The sequence below is a fragment of the Pantoea sp. T14 genome (assembly GCF_036663535.1).
In the GTDB taxonomy this organism is placed as follows: Bacteria; Pseudomonadota; Gammaproteobacteria; order Enterobacterales; family Enterobacteriaceae; genus Pantoea; species Pantoea phytostimulans.
The window spans coordinates 1-18637 of record NZ_JAWUEB010000010.1 but is presented as its reverse complement, the minus strand read 5'-3'; the positions used below and the strand labels follow the sequence as shown (position 1 = coordinate 18637).

The 18637-nt window shown below is 50.3% G+C and carries 17 protein-coding genes, 7 tRNA genes and 1 other RNA gene; 10 read left to right on the top strand and 15 right to left on the bottom strand.

Annotated elements, in window-relative coordinates:
• Positions 1–179 precede the first annotated feature (179 nt).
• From cysM to SC127_RS02795, 3 genes are all read left to right on the top strand, one after another.
• The gene (gene cysM / locus SC127_RS02805) at positions 180–1061 is read left to right on the top strand and encodes a cysteine synthase CysM (protein WP_243077451.1); all 882 of its coding nucleotides are present in this window, start codon (positions 180–182) and stop codon (positions 1059–1061) included.
• Between the two features lie 170 nt (positions 1062–1231).
• On the top strand, positions 1232–1912 hold the full coding sequence (locus tag SC127_RS02800; protein WP_215845960.1) for a response regulator transcription factor: 681 nt from the start codon (positions 1232–1234) through the stop codon (positions 1910–1912).
• The gene (locus tag SC127_RS02795; protein ID WP_215845962.1) at positions 1909–3255 is read left to right on the top strand and encodes an ATP-binding protein; all 1347 of its coding nucleotides are present in this window, start codon (positions 1909–1911) and stop codon (positions 3253–3255) included. The genes SC127_RS02800 and SC127_RS02795 overlap by 4 nt, the downstream gene beginning before the upstream one ends.
• A 98-nt stretch (positions 3256–3353) precedes the next feature.
• Here SC127_RS02795 and crr read toward each other — a convergent pair whose 3' ends face one another.
• From crr to cysZ, 5 genes are all read right to left on the bottom strand, one after another.
• Positions 3354–3854, bottom strand: coding sequence for a PTS glucose transporter subunit IIA (gene crr / locus SC127_RS02790; RefSeq protein ID WP_215845963.1), 501 nt, complete (start codon positions 3852–3854; stop codon positions 3354–3356).
• A gap of 42 nt (positions 3855–3896) precedes the next feature.
• Positions 3897–5624, bottom strand: coding sequence for a phosphoenolpyruvate-protein phosphotransferase PtsI (gene ptsI, locus SC127_RS02785; RefSeq protein WP_215845965.1), 1728 nt, complete (start codon positions 5622–5624; stop codon positions 3897–3899).
• Positions 5625–5783: 159 nt separating this feature from the next.
• Positions 5784–6041, bottom strand: coding sequence for a phosphocarrier protein Hpr (gene ptsH, locus SC127_RS02780; protein ID WP_003848868.1), 258 nt, complete (start codon positions 6039–6041; stop codon positions 5784–5786).
• 389 nt (positions 6042–6430) lie between these two features.
• Positions 6431–7402 (bottom strand): cysteine synthase A, encoded by a 972-nt coding sequence (gene cysK / locus SC127_RS02775; protein ID WP_243077452.1) that lies wholly within the window; start codon positions 7400–7402, stop codon positions 6431–6433.
• 141 nt (positions 7403–7543) lie between these two features.
• The gene (cysZ, locus tag SC127_RS02770) at positions 7544–8311 is read right to left on the bottom strand and encodes a sulfate transporter CysZ (RefSeq protein ID WP_243077453.1); all 768 of its coding nucleotides are present in this window, start codon (positions 8309–8311) and stop codon (positions 7544–7546) included.
• A gap of 217 nt (positions 8312–8528) precedes the next feature.
• Here cysZ and zipA point away from each other — a divergent pair, with 217 nt between their 5' ends.
• From zipA to SC127_RS02755, 3 genes are all read left to right on the top strand, one after another.
• Entirely contained in the window at positions 8529–9509 is a 981-nt protein-coding gene (zipA, locus tag SC127_RS02765; RefSeq protein ID WP_332625124.1) for a cell division protein ZipA, read from the top strand.
• 74 nt (positions 9510–9583) lie between these two features.
• Positions 9584–11602, top strand: a complete 2019-nt coding sequence (gene ligA / locus SC127_RS02760; RefSeq protein WP_215845968.1) for an NAD-dependent DNA ligase LigA — start codon at positions 9584–9586, stop codon at positions 11600–11602.
• Position 11603: 1 nt separating this feature from the next.
• Positions 11604–11822 (top strand): DUF3820 family protein, encoded by a 219-nt coding sequence (locus SC127_RS02755; protein ID WP_215845970.1) that lies wholly within the window; start codon positions 11604–11606, stop codon positions 11820–11822.
• A gap of 36 nt (positions 11823–11858) precedes the next feature.
• Here SC127_RS02755 and SC127_RS02750 read toward each other — a convergent pair whose 3' ends face one another.
• Complete coding sequence (locus tag SC127_RS02750; protein ID WP_243077454.1) at positions 11859–12869, bottom strand: bile acid:sodium symporter family protein; 1011 nt, start codon at positions 12867–12869, stop codon at positions 11859–11861.
• Between the two features lie 95 nt (positions 12870–12964).
• Here SC127_RS02750 and SC127_RS02745 point away from each other — a divergent pair, with 95 nt between their 5' ends.
• Positions 12965–13885: a LysR family transcriptional regulator gene (locus SC127_RS02745; RefSeq protein WP_215845972.1), complete on the top strand. Its 921-nt coding sequence runs from the start codon at positions 12965–12967 to the stop codon at positions 13883–13885.
• Here the strand turns inward: SC127_RS02745 and SC127_RS02740 are convergent.
• From SC127_RS02740 to SC127_RS02710, 7 genes are all read right to left on the bottom strand, one after another.
• Complete coding sequence (locus SC127_RS02740) at positions 13882–14226, bottom strand: FlxA-like family protein (RefSeq protein WP_243077455.1); 345 nt, start codon at positions 14224–14226, stop codon at positions 13882–13884. The genes SC127_RS02745 and SC127_RS02740 overlap by 4 nt on opposite strands.
• Positions 14227–14393: 167 nt before the next feature.
• A non-coding RNA gene (locus tag SC127_RS02735) (RtT sRNA) lies at positions 14394–14530 on the bottom strand.
• A gap of 44 nt (positions 14531–14574) precedes the next feature.
• Positions 14575–14650 (bottom strand) — tRNA-Lys (locus SC127_RS02730).
• Positions 14651–14654: 4 nt separating this feature from the next.
• Positions 14655–14730, bottom strand: a tRNA-Val gene (locus SC127_RS02725).
• Positions 14731–14771: 41 nt separating this feature from the next.
• Positions 14772–14847, bottom strand: a tRNA-Val gene (locus SC127_RS02720).
• Between the two features lie 41 nt (positions 14848–14888).
• Positions 14889–14964: transfer RNA gene (locus SC127_RS02715), tRNA-Val, on the bottom strand.
• 51 nt (positions 14965–15015) lie between these two features.
• Positions 15016–15091 (bottom strand) — tRNA-Val (locus tag SC127_RS02710).
• Positions 15092–15362: 271 nt separating this feature from the next.
• Between SC127_RS02710 and gltX the strand changes: the two genes are divergently transcribed.
• The gene (gene gltX / locus SC127_RS02705; protein ID WP_215845974.1) at positions 15363–16778 is read left to right on the top strand and encodes a glutamate--tRNA ligase; all 1416 of its coding nucleotides are present in this window, start codon (positions 15363–15365) and stop codon (positions 16776–16778) included.
• Positions 16779–16813: 35 nt separating this feature from the next.
• On the opposite strand, the gene SC127_RS02700 is transcribed toward gltX, so the two are convergent.
• Positions 16814–17167 (bottom strand): YfeC-like transcriptional regulator, encoded by a 354-nt coding sequence (locus SC127_RS02700; RefSeq protein WP_215845975.1) that lies wholly within the window; start codon positions 17165–17167, stop codon positions 16814–16816.
• Between the two features lie 110 nt (positions 17168–17277).
• Positions 17278–18066 (bottom strand): formate/nitrite transporter family protein, encoded by a 789-nt coding sequence (locus SC127_RS02695; protein ID WP_215845976.1) that lies wholly within the window; start codon positions 18064–18066, stop codon positions 17278–17280.
• A gap of 372 nt (positions 18067–18438) precedes the next feature.
• Between SC127_RS02695 and SC127_RS02690 the strand changes: the two genes are divergently transcribed.
• A tRNA-Ala gene (locus SC127_RS02690) sits at positions 18439–18514 on the top strand.
• A 46-nt stretch (positions 18515–18560) separates the two neighbouring features.
• Positions 18561–18636, top strand: a tRNA-Ala gene (locus tag SC127_RS02685).
• Position 18637: the final 1 nt, after the last annotated feature.

Below are 18637 nucleotides of genomic sequence, written 5' to 3'. Positions count from 1 at the left end.
AACACAGGGCGGGAGCGAATCCCGCCCTTTTTTACTTTTCTTCTTTAAAACCTAAACCATTCAAGTCGCAGGAAGGCGGCAAGCGAGTTAGCTGACGGAAGCCACTGGCTGGAATCAGCATGCGCAAAAAACGCGTTTGTGACTTGGATATAAAAGGTTTTTTTTCCGGGAAATGCACCGTGACAACTCTCGAAAATACCATCGGCAACACGCCGTTGATTAAATTGCAGCGCCTCACACCCGCCAACGGCAGCGAAGTTTGGCTTAAACTGGAAGGCAATAATCCCGCTGGCTCGGTGAAAGACCGCGCCGCCTGGTCGATGATTAATCAGGCCGAATTGCGTGGGGATATTAAACCAGGCGATCGCTTGATAGAAGCCACCAGCGGCAATACCGGTATCGCTTTAGCGATGATTGCCGCCATGAAAGGTTATGCGCTGCGTCTGCTGATGCCCGAAAACATGAGTCAGGAACGGCAAGATGCGATGCGTGCTTACGGTGCGGAGTTAATATTAGTTAGCCGCGAGCAGGGCATGGAGGGAGCGCGTGATTTAGCGCAAGAAATGGCTGCACGCGGCGAGGGTAGGGTGCTCGATCAGTTCAACAATCCTGATAATCCACTGGGTCATTACCAAACTACCGGCCCGGAGTTGTGGCAACAATCACACCAACGCATGACCCATTTTGTTTCCAGCATGGGCACCACGGGTACTATTACCGGTGTGGGACGTTACCTCAAAGAACATAAAACCGGTGTGCAAGTGATTGGTCTTCAGCCAAGCGAGGGCAGCAGTATTCCCGGTATTCGCCGTTGGCCTTTGGCGTATCTGCCTGGTATTTATCGTCCCGATTTAGTGGATGATGTCATGGACATGTCGCAGCAGGAAGCCGAAGAAACCATGCGTGCGCTGGCAAGAAGAGAAGGCATTTTCTGTGGTGTAAGCTCAGGTGGCGCAGTAGCCGGCGCTTTACGCATTGCCGCTGCGCATCCTGGCAGCGTCGTGGTCGCGATTATTTGCGATCGTGGCGATCGTTACCTTTCAACCGGCATTTATCGCTAATTTCCCGCTTTCTAAAAAGGCTTGTTGGCTCAATTAGGGCCAACAAGCCTTTTTTGTCTATAGTCAGCTTGAGAATCTTCTGGCGCTAAATCCGTAAGGATCGCGTAAAACCAGCTGCGTCCGAGGCTGGTTCAGGACAGAATAGCCGCAATTTTGTACGAGAGATAAAAATGAAAATTCTGCTTGTTGATGACGATTTAGAACTGGGCACCATGTTGAGCCAATATCTGATTACGGAAGGCTTTGATGCACATCTGGTTTTAACCGGAAGTGCGGGTGTTGAAGGCGCGCTTTCTGGGCAATATACCGCCATTATTCTCGATATCATGCTGCCAGACATGAGCGGCATTGATGTGTTACGCCAAATTCGCCAGAACAGCCGCATGCCAGTGATCATGCTAACCGCCAAGGGCGATAATATTGATCGCGTTATTGGCCTGGAAATGGGCGCTGACGATTATGTACCCAAGCCATGCTATCCGCGCGAGCTGGTTGCGCGACTGCGCGCCGTGCTGCGTCGCTTTGAAGAGCAGGCACCCTTGCCGGATAAAAAGGAGCTGCTGCGCTGGGGCGAGTTGACGCTGAATCCGGCTACGCGCATGACCGAATGGCAGGGCAATGCCTTCGATCTCACGGCCTCAGAATTTAATCTGCTCGATCTGCTGTTGCGTGCGCCCGATCGTGTGGTGTCAAAAGATGAGTTATCAGAGAAGGGATTAGGGCGTCCGCGTGAAGCTTATGATCGCAGCGTTGATGTGCATATCAGCAATATCCGTCAGAAGCTCAGCGCATTAACCGCAGATAGCGTCAATATTGAAACCGTTCGCAGCATTGGTTATCGCATTCGATGAAATACAGCTATCGCGGACGCATGTTCTGGAAGATCCTCATCGGCTTCTGGGTGGTGTTCGTTATTATTAGTCAGTTGATATGGCTTGGGTTTTCCATTTCGGGTAATCATCATGAACCGCCAGAAGTCATCGCTATTCGTCGTATTGTGAATTTGCAGATGGCCTCGGTAGTTTCAGTGCTTGAGCGCGGTGGTCCAAGCTCGTTGAATGACATGATGGCGGATTGGGAACCCAACGATCGCCAGTTCTTTAAAATCCTTCAGCATGACAAACCGGTACAAGGTGAAATGTTGCCGGAAGGATTCAACCCACCCTTTGAAGGGCATATTCCTGATGTGATTGTGCGCTGGGTAAAAGGCGCAGACGGTAAACAGTACGAGCTGCGCTACGACGTCAAAGGCATGCGCGAAGATAGCCGAATGGATATGCCGCACAGTATTCTGAATATCCCCACACCGATGTTTATTTTTGCCGGCGCGGTAGGGCTGCTGTTCAGTTTGCTGTTGGCGTGGAACCTGACACGACCAATGCGTCAACTGCGGGAAGGATTCTCCCGCGTCGCAGACGGCGATTTAAGCGTGCGACTCTATCCGATAATGCGTAAGCGCCATGACGAACTTTCAAGCGTAGCGCAGGCGTTTGACGCGATGGTAGAGCGGCTTGATACCCTGGTGCGTACCCGCGAAGAGTTGCTGCATGATATTTCTCATGAGTTGCGTTCACCGCTGGCGCGCTTGCAGTTGGCAACCGGCCTGGCGCGACAAACGCCTGAAAGCGTTAACGCATCGCTGGATCGCATTGATGAAGAGGCGCGGCGGCTGGATAAAATGATCGGCGAGCTGCTTACGCTCTCGCGCGCTGAGCATGAAAGCATGCCGGATGAGCAGTACTTTGATCTGACCGGACTGCTGCATGCCGTGGTGACGGATGTGCGTTATGAAGCGCAGATTCCTGGCGTGAAAGTTGATTTTTTTGTCGATGAAAATGCAGATTATACCGTGCGCGGCAATGCTGAGTTAGTTCGGCGCGGAGTGGAGAATGTGTTACGAAACGCGCTGCGCTTTTCAATGAAGGGACAACATATTGAGGTGCGTTTGCAGGCCGAAAACCAATGGTTGGCGATTCGCGTCTGCGATCAAGGGCCGGGCGTTGATGAAGAGAAACTCTCTAGCATCTTCGATCCCTTTGTTCGGGTAAATTCACCGCTGATGGGCAAAGGATATGGTTTAGGACTGGCGATCGTCCGCAAAGTCGTTCTGGCGCATCATGGTGAAATCAAAGCGCTGAATCGCCCAGAGGGCGGGTTGGAATTAACGATTCGCCTACCGCGTTGGCAGCTTTAAAACTCTCTTTGCTGCGTTAACCCAGCATAAAGCGTAGTCACGTTTTATTATGAACAAAAACGGCACCCGAAGGTGCCGTTTTTCAATTCTGATGTCGCTTACTTCTTAATGCGAATCACCGGCGTTTCGCCTACGGTGACCTGGCCAGTCAGCTTGATCATTTCCTTGATCTCATCCATGTTGGAGATGACAACAGGTGTAAGGGTTGATTTTGCTTTCTCTTCCAGCAACGGTAAATCGAACTCAATAATCACATCGCCTTTTTTGACCAGCTGGCCTTCTTCAGCGATACGTTTGAAGCCTTCACCTTTCAGTTCAACCGTGTCGATGCCGAAGTGAACAAACAGCTCGATACCATTTTCAGACTCGATTGAAAAAGCGTGGTTAGTTTCAAAAATCTTGCCGATTTTGCCATCAACCGGTGCAACCATTTTGTTGCCGCTCGGTTTGATTGCGATTCCATCGCCTACAATTTTTTCAGCAAACACCACATCTGGTACGTCTTCAATGTTCACGATTTCGCCTGACAGAGGCGCTACGATGTCAATTGTCCCAGCGCTATCTGTTTTATCGCCAAAAAGTTTAGAAAACAAACCCATGATCTTCTCCTAAGCAGTAATTTGGGGCCAGCATCTAGCGGATCAGCAGAGCGTTTTTTCTTTGATGAACTTGTTAACCAGGTTCATTAAATCTTCCGCTGTAGGTTGAGCCAGAGCCTGCTCCGCCAACTCCTTCGCATCTTCAAAATTCGTATTACGAATAATTTTCTTGATGCTTGGGATAGAAATGGCACTCATGCTGAATTCGTCCAGCCCCATTCCCAGTAACAGTAGTGTAGCACGTTCGTCACCTGCCAGCTCACCACACATGCCAGTCCACTTGCCTTCAGCATGAGAAGCATCAATGACTTGCTTGATTAAGTTCAGCACGGACGGCGTCATTGGGTTATACAGGTGCGATATCAAATCATTACCACGATCAACCGCCAGAGTATACTGCGTCAGATCGTTTGTCCCAATACTGAAGAAATCGACTTCCTTCGCCAGATGACGCGCAATGACCGCAGAAGCGGGTGTTTCGACCATAATGCCGACTTCAATGGTCTCATCAAATGCTTTGCCTTCTTCACGCAATTGCGCTTTCAGCAGCTCCAGTTCCGCTTTCAGGCTGCGAACTTCTTCAACCGAAATGATCATCGGGAACATGATACGCAGCTTACCAAAAGAGGATGCACGTAAAATAGCGCGCAGCTGCGCATGCAGAATCTCTTTGCGATCCATAGCAATACGAATGGCGCGCCAGCCGAGGAAGGGGTTTTCTTCTTTCGGCAGGTTCATGTAAGGCAGATCTTTGTCACCGCCGATATCCATGGTACGCACAATTACCGCTTGCGAACCCATGCCTTCAGCGACAGCTTTATACGCCTGGAATTGCTCTTCTTCGGTTGGCAGTGAATCGCGGTCCATAAACAAGAATTCAGTACGATACAGGCCTACGCCTTCAGCACCGTTACGCTCGGCACCGGCGATATCGCGTACCGTACCGATGTTGGCGCAAACTTCAACCTGATGTCCATCCAGCGTGATAGCAGGCAGATCTTTCAGTTTGGCTAATTCATGTTTTTCAGAGAGATATTGTGTTTGAACGGCTTTCAGCTCATCCAGTTTTGCTTCATCTGGATTGACATAAATGGTGTTATTTACGCCATCAATGATCAGGAAATCGCCGTTTTTGACTGAAGTGGTAACATTACCAGTACCCACAATCGCTGGGATCTCGAGAGAACGCGCCATGATTGAGGTATGTGAAGTACGACCACCCAGATCGGTGATAAAGCCCAGCACCTTTTTCAGGTTTAGCTGCGCGGTTTCTGATGGGGTCAAATCTTTAGCCACCAGAATGGATTCGTCTTGAATAGCACTCAGATCAACAATGTGCAGACCTAAGATGTTTTGCAGTAAACGCTTACCAATATCGCGTACGTCAGCGGCACGCTCTTTCAGGTATTCGTCGTCCAGCTCTTCTAACGCTTTCGCCTGGCCATCAATCACCGAATAAGCCGCAGCATCTGCGCTGGCGTGCTCTTTCTTGATGAGGTCAATGATTTCCTGCTCCAGCTCTTCGTCTTCCAGCAACATGATGTGGCCTTCGAAGATGGCAGCTTTCTCTTCACCGAGGGACTCACCCGCTTTGACTCGAATAGCTTCCAGTTGAATGGCCGCTTTGCCGCGTCCTTCGAGGAAGCGCTGAACTTCCTGCTCAACCTGGTCATCAGAAATCTTTTTGCGGTTGATGACGATCTCGTCTTCTTTCAGCAGCAGAGCTTTGCCGAAAGCGATACCTGGTGATGCTAAAATGCCTGAAATCATAACCCTACCTTTTAATCACGATGGCTGATTGACTCTTTGCGGTGCCATTGTCACGGGACACGTACTCTACGGAAGCAATATCGCGGACAAGTTGTCCGCGATCAAGATGTTTGCACTCAATGGCGCAGAGGAGTCAGTTTTCTGAAAGCGAAAAGGAGATTACTCCAGTTCTGCCATCAATTTAACCAGATGCTCAACTGCTTTCTGCTCGTCTTCACCTTCCGCGGAAAGAGTAACAACGGTGCCTTGAGTCAAACCCAGAGTCTGAAGTTTGAACAGGCTTTTTGCGCTCGCTGATTTACCGTTAGAGGTCACGGTGATTTCTGACTGAAAAGCTTTGGCTTCTTTAACAAATTGCGCAGCTGGGCGAGTATGCAGACCGTTTGGCGCGGTAATGGTAACTTCTTGCTGAAACATTCTATTTCCCCAACGTTATCAGGATTGGTGTTATGAATCTAAAGTCTAGCCTGGAGCCAACACTTTAGCCTGTGTAGGTGCGCTGGTATAGCGTCAAGCTGACCAATTAATGCGCATGAATGAGTTATTCATTCCAGAAAAGCATCACAAAACAAGTCGAGGGCTTTTCTGTTTTTAATTATGCCGTGATTCGCCGTTTCGCCAAATCCGTAAATCGATTCAGCTTGATCCATTTCAAGAATGGATTAATTTCAGGCATCGAAATAATTGGCTGTCTAAATACCAGAGCCGCATCATTGAAATCAATCTGCAGGGTAGTGAAAGTGAGATCTACACCACAAAAAAGCACCCATTTGGGTGCTTTTTTCGGCAATTTCAGACTATCAGCCTTACTGCTGAAGCTCTTTTTCAGTGAAGAGATCGGCAAACAATGCGGTGCTAAGATAGCGCTCGCCGGAAGAGGGGAGAATGACAACAATATTTTTGTTGGCGAAGGCTTCGTCTTCTTGCAGTTTTAGTGCTGCAGCAACCGCGGCACCCGAAGAGATACCTGCCAGAATGCCTTCTTCTTCCATCAGCTTACGCGCCGTGCTGATCGCCTCTTCGTTAGAAATGGCAACCACGCGATCAACCAAATCCAAATCAAGGTTGCCTGGGATAAAGCCCGCGCCAATACCCTGAATTTTATGCGGACCTGGTTTGATCTCTTCGCCTGCCAGCGCTTGAGCGATAACCGGTGAATCGGTTGGCTCTACAGCAACAGTAATGAGCTCTTTCTTGCCTTTGGTGTTTTTGATGTAACGACTTACGCCGGTCAATGTACCGCCTGTACCCACGCCGGCGATGAACACATCAACGTCGCCATCGGTATCTTCCCAGATTTCTGGACCGGTCGTTTTTTCATGGATTTCTGGGTTGGCTGGGTTGCTGAACTGCTGCAGCAGCACATATTTATCGGGATCGGTGGCTACGATTTCTTCCGCTTTACCAATTGCACCTTTCATACCCTTGGCACCTTCGGTCAGCACCAGCGTTGCGCCCAGCGCTTTAAGCAGCTTGCGGCGCTCAACGGACATGGTTTCAGGCATGGTCAGTGTCAGCTTATAGCCACGAGCGGCAGCCACGTAAGCCAGCGCAATGCCCGTGTTGCCGCTGGTGGGTTCAACCAATTCAACACCCGGTTTTAAAATACCGCGTTTCTCTGCATCCCAAATCATATTGGCACCGATACGGCATTTTACGCTGAAGCTCGGGTTACGGGATTCTACCTTCGCCAGGATGCGGCCGTTACCGATGCGGTTCAGTCGAACCAATGGCGTATGACCAATTGTCAAAGAGTTGTCTTCATAGATCTTACTCATAGCCTGCCCTTAACTGTATGAATTATTGGGAACCCTCAGAGCATACCTTTTCTGCTCCCCTGCGGAAGGAAAGAAATCGCATATCTATATGTCAGGTGGCAATAAGCCCTGAAGAAAAATGCATAAGGCAGGCTGATAAGTTTAACGCAGGTCAGCGCGAACCAGGTCAGCGCGGTAGCGATCAACCCACATCGCCGTGGCGCCACAGACGGCAACCGGCATAATGACAAGGTTAATAATGGGGATCATAGTAAACAGGCTGACCAAGGCGCCAAACTGCATATTGGCCGTTTTGTGCTGGCGTAGCGCATTTCGCATTCGCGGGAAGCTGACTTTATGGTTATCGAATGGGTAATCACAATATTGTATCGACAGCATCCACGCGCTGAACAAAAACCACAGCAGCGGCGCAACGGTTTGACCGAAGCCTGGAATAAAGTACAGCAGCAGTAATCCCAAAGCTCGCGGCAGGTAATAACCTAGCTTTTGCAGTTCGCGTTTCATAATGCGTGGAATATCTTTCATCATGCCGAGCCAACCGCTGTCCGGCAGCGGTTTACCGGTTAAACGACCTTCTAACTGTTCGGCCAGCAAGCCGCAAAAGGGGGCAGCAATCAAGTTTGCAATGGTCGAGAAAAAGTAGCTAAACACCAGCACAATGGAAATAACAGACAACGGCCAAAGCAGGTAACTTAGCCACTGCAGCCAGTCAGGAATCTGTGCCATCAGCGCAGGGATCCAGTTACCAAGGCGATAGAACAGCCATGTAAAGGCGCCCCCTAATATCACGATATTGACGAGTAAAGGAATAACCACAAAACGGCGGATGCCTGGCATACGCACCAGCTTCCAACCGCGACTAAAGTAATGCACGCCGTTAAACGATGAGACAGAATTCTCACGATCCATAAAGGCAATTCTCCTGAAGATGTTAAGGCACGAGCATAATAACCTGGCTTTTTCTCATGGTAAGATGCCGTTTGGGTAAAAAAACAGCGAAAAAGCGTGGGCGTCCTACTTATTTGTCAGAAAATACTGCACAGACTTGCACTTGTGTAGCAGGGCAAATACAGTTAGAGGATAAAGTTTGCCGCGGTGGCAAGGTATTGGAACAACAGAGAATACAATGATGCAGGATTTGCGTCTGATATTAATCGTTGTTGGCGCGATCGCCATTATAGCGCTCCTTCTTCACGGGCTGTGGACCAGCCGTAAAGAGCGCTCGTCAGTGTTCCGCGATCGCCCGCACAAACGTCTAAAACAACGTGACGAACATGATGATGAGAACCTGAGCGACGACGATGAAGAAGGCGTCGGTGAAGTGCGTGTGCGCAACGAGCGCCCAAGCCATCAGGAACCGCGTTTTGACACTATTCGTGAGCCACAGCCGGAGGCGCCGCAAAAGCCAGCGCCAACGCAGCCTGTGCGCCAACCTGCGGCACGCCCTGTTGCGCCTCAGCCTGAAAGCGATCCGCTTCTGGCACCCGCGCCGCAGCCAAAACCGCAGCCGCGTCCTGAACCGGTTCCTCAGCAGCCTGCTGAGTCGCCGTTCATTCCGCAATCAATTCAGGCCGATCCGCTGTTGGATTTAGATCCACTTGAAGCTGCACAACCTGAACCTGCCTATCAGGCGGAGCCAGAGCCAGAAGTGATTGCTGCGCCTGAACCGGCGAAAGCGCCGGCGAACAAACCGAAAGAAGCAGTTTTAGTGCTGCACGTAGCGGCACATTCTGGTGGTGAGTTAAACGGCGAAGCGCTGTTGCAGGGTATTTTGCAGGCGGGCTTCCAGTTTGGTGAAATGAACATTTTCCATCGTCATTTGAGTCCAGCGGGAAGCGGCCCTGTGCTGTTTAGCCTGGCGAATATGGTGAAACCGGGTTCATTCAATCCCGATGGCATGACTGACTTCTCCACGCCAGGCATCTCCATCTTTATGATGGTGCCGTCCTATGGCGACGCACATCAGAACTTTAAGCTGATGCTGCAGTCAGCACAGCGCATCGCAGACGATGTTGGTGGTGTGGTTCTGGATGATGAACGTCGCATGATGACACCGCAAAAGCTGGAAACTTACAAAGCTCGCATTCGCGAAGTGGTAGACGTTTAGGTTCGACGCGCACAATTAACACACGTTTTTAGCAAACCCCCGCTTGTCGGGGGTTTTTTATCTGATGGGGCTTTATGAAATCTGTTCAGGATCACATCACCGAGCTGCGCACTACGCTGCGCCATCACGAATATCTTTATCACGTTATGGATGCGCCGGAAGTGCCGGACGCTGAATACGACCGCATAATGCGTGAGTTGCGAGCGCTTGAAGAGCAGCATCCCGACCTGATTACACCTGATTCGCCCACGCAACGCGTTGGTGCTGCACCCTTGACCGTATTTGAGCAAGTGCGTCATGAAGTTCCCATGCTGTCGCTGGATAACGCTTTCGATGAAACCAGTTTCCTCGCGTTCAACAAACGCGTGCAGGATCGCTTAAAAAGCAGCGATGACATTACTTACTGCTGCGAACTAAAGCTGGATGGTTTGGCAGTGAGTTTGTTGTACGAAAACGGTTTGTTGATCCAGGCGGCAACGCGCGGTGACGGCACCACTGGTGAGAATATCACGGCCAACGTGCGCACCATCCACGCCATTCCGTTACGTCTCAAAGGCGATAACATCCCGGCACGTCTTGAAGTGCGCGGCGAAGTTTTCATGACGCAGCGCGGTTTTGAGAAGTTGAATAACGAAGCGCGCCGCACCGATGGCAAAGTGTTTGCCAACCCGCGCAATGCAGCTGCGGGCTCGTTACGTCAGCTTGATCCGCGCATTACGGCTAAACGCCCGCTCACCTTCTTCTGCTACGGTTTTGGCTTGTTAGAGGGTGGGGAAATGCCGCACAGCCACATGGAGCGGCTACAACAATTTAAAGCCTGGGGCTTGCCGGTCAGCGATCGCATTCGCCTTGCACGTAATGCTGAAGAAGCACTGGCATTTTACCGCGAAGTCGAGCAGCAGCGTCCGTCGCTGGGTTTTGATATTGATGGCGTCGTCATCAAGGTAGATTCACAGGCGTTGCAAGAGCGTTTAGGTTTTGTGGCGCGTGCGCCGCGTTGGGCGATCGCCTTTAAATTCCCGGCGCAAGAGCAGATGACCTTTGTGCGTGACGTGGAATTCCAGGTGGGGCGCACTGGCGCAATTACGCCGGTTGCGCGCCTTGAGCCGGTCCAGGTAGCGGGCGTGATGGTCAGCAACGCTACCTTGCATAATGCCGATGAGATTGAGCGCCTCGGTTTACGCATTGGCGACAAAGTGGTGATTCGCCGCGCGGGTGATGTTATTCCGCAAGTCGTGAATGTCGTGACAACCGAGCGTCCTGATGATGCGCGTGAGGTGACGTTCCCAACCCACTGTCCGGTGTGCGGCTCCGACGTAGAACGTGTTGAAGGGGAAGCAGTGGCCCGCTGTACCGGCGGCCTGATTTGTGGGGCGCAGCGCAAAGAGGCGCTTAAGCATTTCGTGTCCCGACGTGCCATGGACGTTGATGGAATGGGTGACAAGATCATCGATCAACTGGTGGAAAAAGAGTACGTCAAAACGCCCGCCGATCTGTTCCGCCTTACCGCCGGTAAATTAACTGGCCTTGATCGTATGGGGCCAAAATCGGCACAGAACGTGGTTGATGCGTTGGAAAAAGCCAAATCCACTACGCTGGCGCGTTTCCTGTATGCCTTAGGGATTCGTGAAGTCGGTGAAGCCACAGCGGCGAACCTGGCAGGCCATTTTGGCGATCTGCAGAAAGTCATGGATGCCGATCTGGATGCACTGATTGCCGTGCAGGATGTCGGTAAAGTGGTGGCAGCACATGTGCGCAATTTCATGGAAGAGGAGAGTAACCGGGAGGTTATTCGCCAGCTAACTGATGATATTGGCATTCACTGGCCGCAGGTTGAAGTGGTCAACGCTGAAGAGATCGACAGCCCGTTTGCCGGAAAAACGGTGGTTTTAACCGGCTCGCTCTCACAGATGAACCGTGACGATGCAAAAGAGCGTTTAATTGCGTTAGGTGCCAAAGTAAGCGGCAGCGTATCGAAGAAAACCGACTTGCTGATTGCTGGCGAAGCCGCGGGTTCTAAGCTGGCTAAAGCACAGGAGCTGGGCATTGAGATCATTGACGAAGCTGAAATGATTCGCCTGCTAGGAGTATAAATTGGACAAACAGCAACTGGTTGAGATTGCCAATACCGCCATGCCGTTCGGCAAGTATAAAGGCCGGATGCTGATCGATCTGCCCGAACCTTATCTGCTGTGGTTTGCCCGCTGCGGTGACTTTCCTTCAGGTCGCTTGGGTGAAATGATGCAGTTCACGCTAGCGATTAAGATTGAAGGTTTAGAAGGGCTGGTGATGCCGTTAAAACGCAGTGAATAAAAAAAGCCCGCTTCTGCGGGCTTTTTATTGGCGTCATTATTTCTGAGATTCAACAACCGTCGCTTTAACCTGCTGCGCCAGCTGTTTTTCATTGGTTTTCTTATAACGTCCGGCGATAAACGAGCAGACCATTAACTGCACCTGATGGAAGATCATCAGCGGCAGTACAATCATTCCTATTGCGCTGGCCGGGAACAGAATATTGGCCATTGGCACACCGTTCGCCAGGCTCTTTTTCGAACCACAGAACAACACTACAATTTCGTCGGCACGGCTGAAGCCAAACAGGCGTGACGCTAAGTAGTTGATCAGTAGTGCAAAGAACAGCAGCAGCACACAACCTGCAAGGATCCACAGCAGCGTATCAATACCCACGCGATGCCAAATGCCGTTTACAACCGCTTCACTGAAGGCGGAGTAGACCACCAACAAGATGGATGTCTGGTCAGTTTTTCCAATCAAACCACGATGTTTTTCGACCCAACCCGCAATCCAGCGACGCGACAGATGACCTAACACGAACGGTACCAGCAGCTGCAACATGATTTTGCCAATCTGTTCCAGACCGTCGGTTGGCGCGCTGCTGTGAACATCCATCACCAAATTCACCAACAGCGGGGAGATAAAGACACCCAGTAAACTGGACGCTGATGCGCTGCAAACCGCTGCAGCCACGTTGCCGCCCGCCATAGAAGTAAAGGCGATAGCCGACTGCACTGTTGCCGGCAGAATACATAAATATAAGAAGCCGGTATAAATTTCTGGACCGACATTGACCGGATGCCACCACACCAGCAGTAAACCGAGAACAGGAAATAACACAAAAGTGCTACACATGATCCACAGGTGAAGCTGCCAGTGGCTGCTACCTGCAATAATTTTTTCACGTGAAAGCTTCGCGCCATGCATAAAGAACAGCAGGGCGATTGCAGCGGTGGTCAGGTATTCGAAGAAATCAACAAAGCCTCCTTTTGCCGGTAAGAAAGAGGCGAGCAGCACGGTAATGATGAGTTTGATCATCATCGGGTCGATGCGTAAAAATCCCATTGTTAAAACTCGGTTAAAATTACAATGAACCGATTGTGCGATAACTGGGTTTAGAAATAAAATTGATTTATTGCATCAATCTATGAGTAATTTCTATGAATTACACATTACGTCAACTTCGCACCTTCGTCGCTGTTGCCCATCACGGCGGATTTAGTCAGGCGGGACAGGCGATCGGACTGAGCCAGTCTGCAGTGAGCCACAGCATTAAAGAATTAGAAGCTGAAATTGGTGTGCGTTTGCTGGACCGCACCACGCGTGAGGTTAAGTTGACTGAGGCGGGACACCAACTGGCTTCACGCATGGAGCGCTTGCTGGAAGAGATGAACACGACGCTGTTAGATATTCGCAGTTATGGCGAGCAACGTAGTGGAACTGTACGCATAGCCGCTAGCCAAACTATCTCCGCGCATTTGATGCCGCAATGCCTGGCATCGAGTCAGGAAAACTTTCCTGACATCAAAGTGATCCTTCATGACCGCGTGCAACAATGGGTTTTACAAAGTGTTCGTAACGCAGAAGTTGATTTCGGTATTGTTATTGGTCCACTTAACGATGCGGATTTTAGCTGTCTGGCGATTCTTGATGAACCTTTCTTATTACTGTGCCGCAATGACGATCCACTTGCGAGTGTTGAACAAGCGCAGTGGGCGATGCTCAATCAGCGCGTAATGGTATTGCAGGATTATGCCTCGGGAAGTCGTGTGTTAATTGATGCAGCGCTGCGTACACAAGGTGTTGATGTCGAGGTAGTACAGGAGATTGGCCATCCCGCGACACTTTTCCCCATGGTAGAAGCAGGCATTGGCATTAGCATTTTGCCTGCACTTGCTTTGCCTTTACCCGCAGGACGTGCATTAACGGTACGACGCTTATATCCCGAGATTAATCGCAGCCTGACGCTCATTAAACGTAAAAACCGTTCGTTAACACCTGCGGCGGAAGCGATATGGCAAGAAGTGCGTCAGCAGGCCACGCTGCTGACGCAACAACGCGCGCTTAAGCCGGCGTTTTAAATGTAGACATCTATCTGATTACTGCTTGTCGGGCGATTTACACCGTCCGCCTTTATTTCACTGCTTTGCTTTGCACTGTCGGTTTGCTGCTGCGCTTGTTCAGCCTGTTTTTGCTCAAGCTGTGCAATTTGCGCTTCCAACATGGCAATTTGCGACTCATACATCTGCTCCATTTCAGATTTTTGGTCGTCAGTAAGATCCTGATTGTCAGATAACTCTTTTATCTGTTTGGTGACGCTTTGGATTTGTTTGTTCAACGCTGAGATTTGAGAGGTGACACTTCCACCGCCACTGCTGCCGGTACTAACGGCACTGCTTAAAATGCCAGATATTGAGGACATGGTTTTCTCCTTGCAAATAGACATTATCGTTATCGGCGAGGGCGATCATGGCTTGAGTGCCTGGAGTGTTAAGATTTGGAAAAGGTGGGGAAGGGCGATTCAGTCGAACCTGCACAACCTGTGCAGCAGAAACGAAAAAAGCGCCTGAAAGGCGCTTTTCTCTGAATTGGTGGGTCGTGCAGGATATGCCTCGGCCCATCCGGGGCCTCGCCCTGCGGGTGATGCTGACGCATCAGCCTGAATCGCTCCCGGCGATTCAGTCGAACCTGCTGCAGGTTCTCATCCTGCACGTTTAAGACCTGTGCAGCAGAAACGAAAAAAGCGCCTGAAAGGCGCTTTTCTCTGAATTGGTGGGTCGTGCAGGATTCGAACCTGCGACCAATTGATTAAAAGTCAACTGCTCTACCAACTGAGCTAACGACCCGAAGTGGTGGGTGATGACGGGTTCGAACCGCCGACCCCCTCCTTGTAAGGGAGATGCTCTACCAACTGAGCTAATCACCCACTTCGGTACTGCTTAACAAGAGCGTCATCTGACTAAGATATGGTGGGTGATGACGGGTTCGAACCGCCGACCCCCTCCTTGTAAGGGAGATGCTCTACCAACTGAGCTAATCACCCACTTCGGTACTGCTTAACAAGAGCGTCATCTGACTAAGATATGGTGGGTGATGACGGGTTCGAACCGCCGACCCCCTCCTTGTAAGGGAGATGCTCTACCAACTGAGCTAATCACCCATATCTTATCTCTTGTTCACTGCGGGCCAACTCTAAACGTTAATTAAAGAGTGGTGGGTGATGACGGGTTCGAACCGCCGACCCCCTCCTTGTAAGGGAGATGCTCTACCAACTGAGCTAATCACCCCCGCTGTGTGGAGTCGCATTATAGGGATAGTTGATTTTGAGTCAACGGTTTTTAAAACTTAAATGTTCGTTCGGTTTAAATTTAAACATCCTGGAGCGCTTTTAGCCAATGTGCTGGTTTTATTAGCAGAAAGGAACCCTTTCATCAGGCCCAGTTAGCTCGCATGCATTGAGGATTCACCACCAGATGCTAGAATGTGCGCACTGTTTTTCGCGTCTAACCCGTTTTTTGTCATTCAGACAGAGAACCCGCGCATTTAAGGCAATACTCAATGAAAATCAAAACTCGCTTCGCGCCAAGCCCGACCGGCTATTTACATGTGGGCGGCGCTCGTACCGCACTCTATTCCTGGCTTTTTGCTCGTCATAACCAAGGCGAGTTTGTTCTGCGTATCGAAGATACCGATCTTGAGCGTTCAACGCCGGAAGCCATCGAAGCTATTATGGATGGTATGAACTGGCTGAGCCTCGACTGGAATGAAGGCCCCTATTATCAGACCAAACGTTTTGACCGCTACAACGCGGTAATTGATGAAATGCTGGAAGCGGGCACGGCCTATAAATGTTACTGCTCGAAAGAACGTCTGGAAGCGCTGCGTGAAACGCAAATGGCGAACGGTGAAAAACCGCGTTACGACGGCCGCTGCCGCGACAGTCATGATCATCACGCTGCGGATGAACCTTGCGTAGTGCGTTTCCGCAATCCACAAGACGGCTCAGTGATCTTTGACGATCAGATTCGTGGACCGATTGAGTTCAGTAATCAGGAGCTGGACGACCTGATCATTCGTCGTACTGACGGATCACCGACGTATAACTTCTGTGTGGTGGTAGATGATTGGGATATGGGGATCACGCACGTTATTCGCGGTGAAGATCATATCAACAATACGCCACGCCAAATCAATATCCTGAAAGCGATTGGCGCAGAAGTACCTGTTTATGCGCACGTATCAATGATCCTGGGCGACGACGGTAAAAAACTGTCAAAACGTCACGGTGCTGTGGGTGTTATGCAATACCGCGATGATGGCTATCTGCCTGAAGCGCTGCTCAACTATCTGGTGCGCCTGGGATGGTCACATGGCGATCAGGAAATTTTCAGCATTCCAGAGATGAAAGAGCTGTTTACTCTGGATGCTGTTAGCAAATCAGCGAGCGCTTTCAATACGGAAAAGCTCCAGTGGCTGAATCACCATTATATTAATACGCTGGCGCCAGAATATGTGGCGACACATCTGCAATGGCATATTGAAGAGCAGAAAATTGATACGCGTACCGGCCCTGAACTGGCGAAACTGGTGACGCTGCTGGGTGAGCGTTGCAAGACGCTAAAAGAGATGGCGGCCACTTGCCGTTATTTCTATGAAGATTTCGCTGAGTTTGATGCTGATGCTGCCAAAAAACACCTGCGTCCGGTAGCGCGTCAGCCGCTGGAAGTGGTTCGCGATAAACTGGCTGCTATTAGCGACTGGAATGCTGAGAATGTCCATCAGGCGATTCAGGATGCCGCTGATGAACTGGAAGTGGGTATGGGCAAAGTAGGTATGCCGCTGCGTGTCGCTGTTACTGGCGTGGGCCAATCACCGGGTCTTGATGTGACCGTAGAAGCGATTGGTCGTAGTCGTAGCGTAGAGCGTATCGAAAAAGCGCTGGCCTTTATTCGTGAGCGCGAGGCACAAGCCTAAAAATAAAGCCGGAAGCATCATGCTTCCGGCTTCTTTCACTCTTCGCTAATTCCAAGACGCTGCAAAACGCCTTTTATTCCTTCCCGCAAAATCAATGCAGCTAACATATCTTGTTCAATTGACGTCATTTGCTGGACAGAACTTATTAATAACGCAGGTAATGAATTAGGTTGAGCACCATAAATGGCGGCGGGCTCATTCAGGTTACGTGTTGACTGGATAAAGCTTTTAACGCGTTCATCAATATGAATCAATCGCGCCTTACCGCCTTGTACACCCGGCTTTGGTGTAGTGGTCCAGTTCTCACGCTTGATCCATTTATTCACCGTCTGCCGACTGTAACCCGTTTCAACTGCAAGCTCTTCGGGGGTTAGCCATTCCTTTTTCACGATGCTGTCCCTGTTCAATACATTAGCTCTACATATTACAGCAAATCGTAACGTGTGAAAGTAACTCAAGAGGAAATTGCCTTTTGCCTGTCGACAAAAGGCAGGAATATTTATTGAGCAGCGCTGGCTTGCTCGCTTGCAGGGCGGAAAGCAAGGAAATAAGTGAGGCCAACGAAAATTGCACCCCCTACGCCATTACCCAAAAACACGGCAATAAAGTTAGGGAAATATTCAGCCCAGCTCATCTGTCCTGCAAAGATAGCCGCAGGAATGATAAACATGTTGGCGACAACGTGTTGGAAACCGATGGCGACAAATGCCATGACCGGAAACCACATGCCAAAGATTTTGCCAACAACATCTTTGCTGGCAAAAGCCAGCCAGACAGCAAGACACACCAGCCAGTTACAACCGATACCAGAAATAAAGGCGTGCAGAAAATCAGCATTGGCCTTCGCTGTGGCGATGGCGACGGTTTTCTTTAAATAGTCTCCCTCAGTCATGCCAAGCATGTGACCAAAGAACCAGGCAACCGCAACGCTGCCAAGGAAATTGGCCAACGTCACCCACAACCAGTTACGCAGTACGCTGGCTAAGCTAATACGGCGAGCGAACCACGCCATTGGCAGCAGCATCATGTTGCCGGTTAACAGTTCTCCGCCCGCCAACACCGTCAGAATCAATCCTACCGGAAAGACGGCTGCGCCTAAAAAGCCGCCAAACGAACCCCAATCTGCGGGTAAAGAGTTAATAACATGCAGATCAAGTAGAAAACCGGTGGCGATGAAGGCCCCAGCCATGAAACCTAAAAGCATTAAGGTACTGAAGGATGCACGGCTTTTAACCACGCCGGCTTGAATCGCCAGTTGAGCGATCTCTTTTGGTGTATGCAGCGACATATTATCTCAATCGTTTTTTGAATAGTGGAGCGTCAAACGCCTGGTAGAAGCGCGGTGCACAGGAAGATTTCCCAGCAGCCGCTTAATTAGCACGCTAAGTTTCACATGTCATTTCGGTGAAAACAAGAAAATTCCCATAACATATTTAACGGCTATTTAACTTGAGGTAGCTGGAATATTCTGTCTTTATTTGCAGTTATGTAAGCAGAAAATTGAGTGGAGTGAGGCGCTTACTGCAGCGGTAGCGCGCCATTGCGGGATGATTGCCGCCTTTTTCAGCGATCGAACACAGAAAGTGATTTTGCCGTTGACACTCCGAAGGGGGTTTCATATTATGCCGTCCGTCGCTTCACGCGACAGTTTTTACGGCTCGGGGGTATAGCTCAGCTGGGAGAGCGCTTGCATGGCATGCAAGAGGTCAGCGGTTCGATCCCGCTTATCTCCACCAAACTTCTTCCCAAGAGTTTGGCGCGGTAAAAACGATGTTCAGATGTGGGGGTATAGCTCAGCTGGGAGAGCGCTTGCATGGCATGCAAGAGGTCAGCGGTTCGATCCCGCTTATCTCCACCAA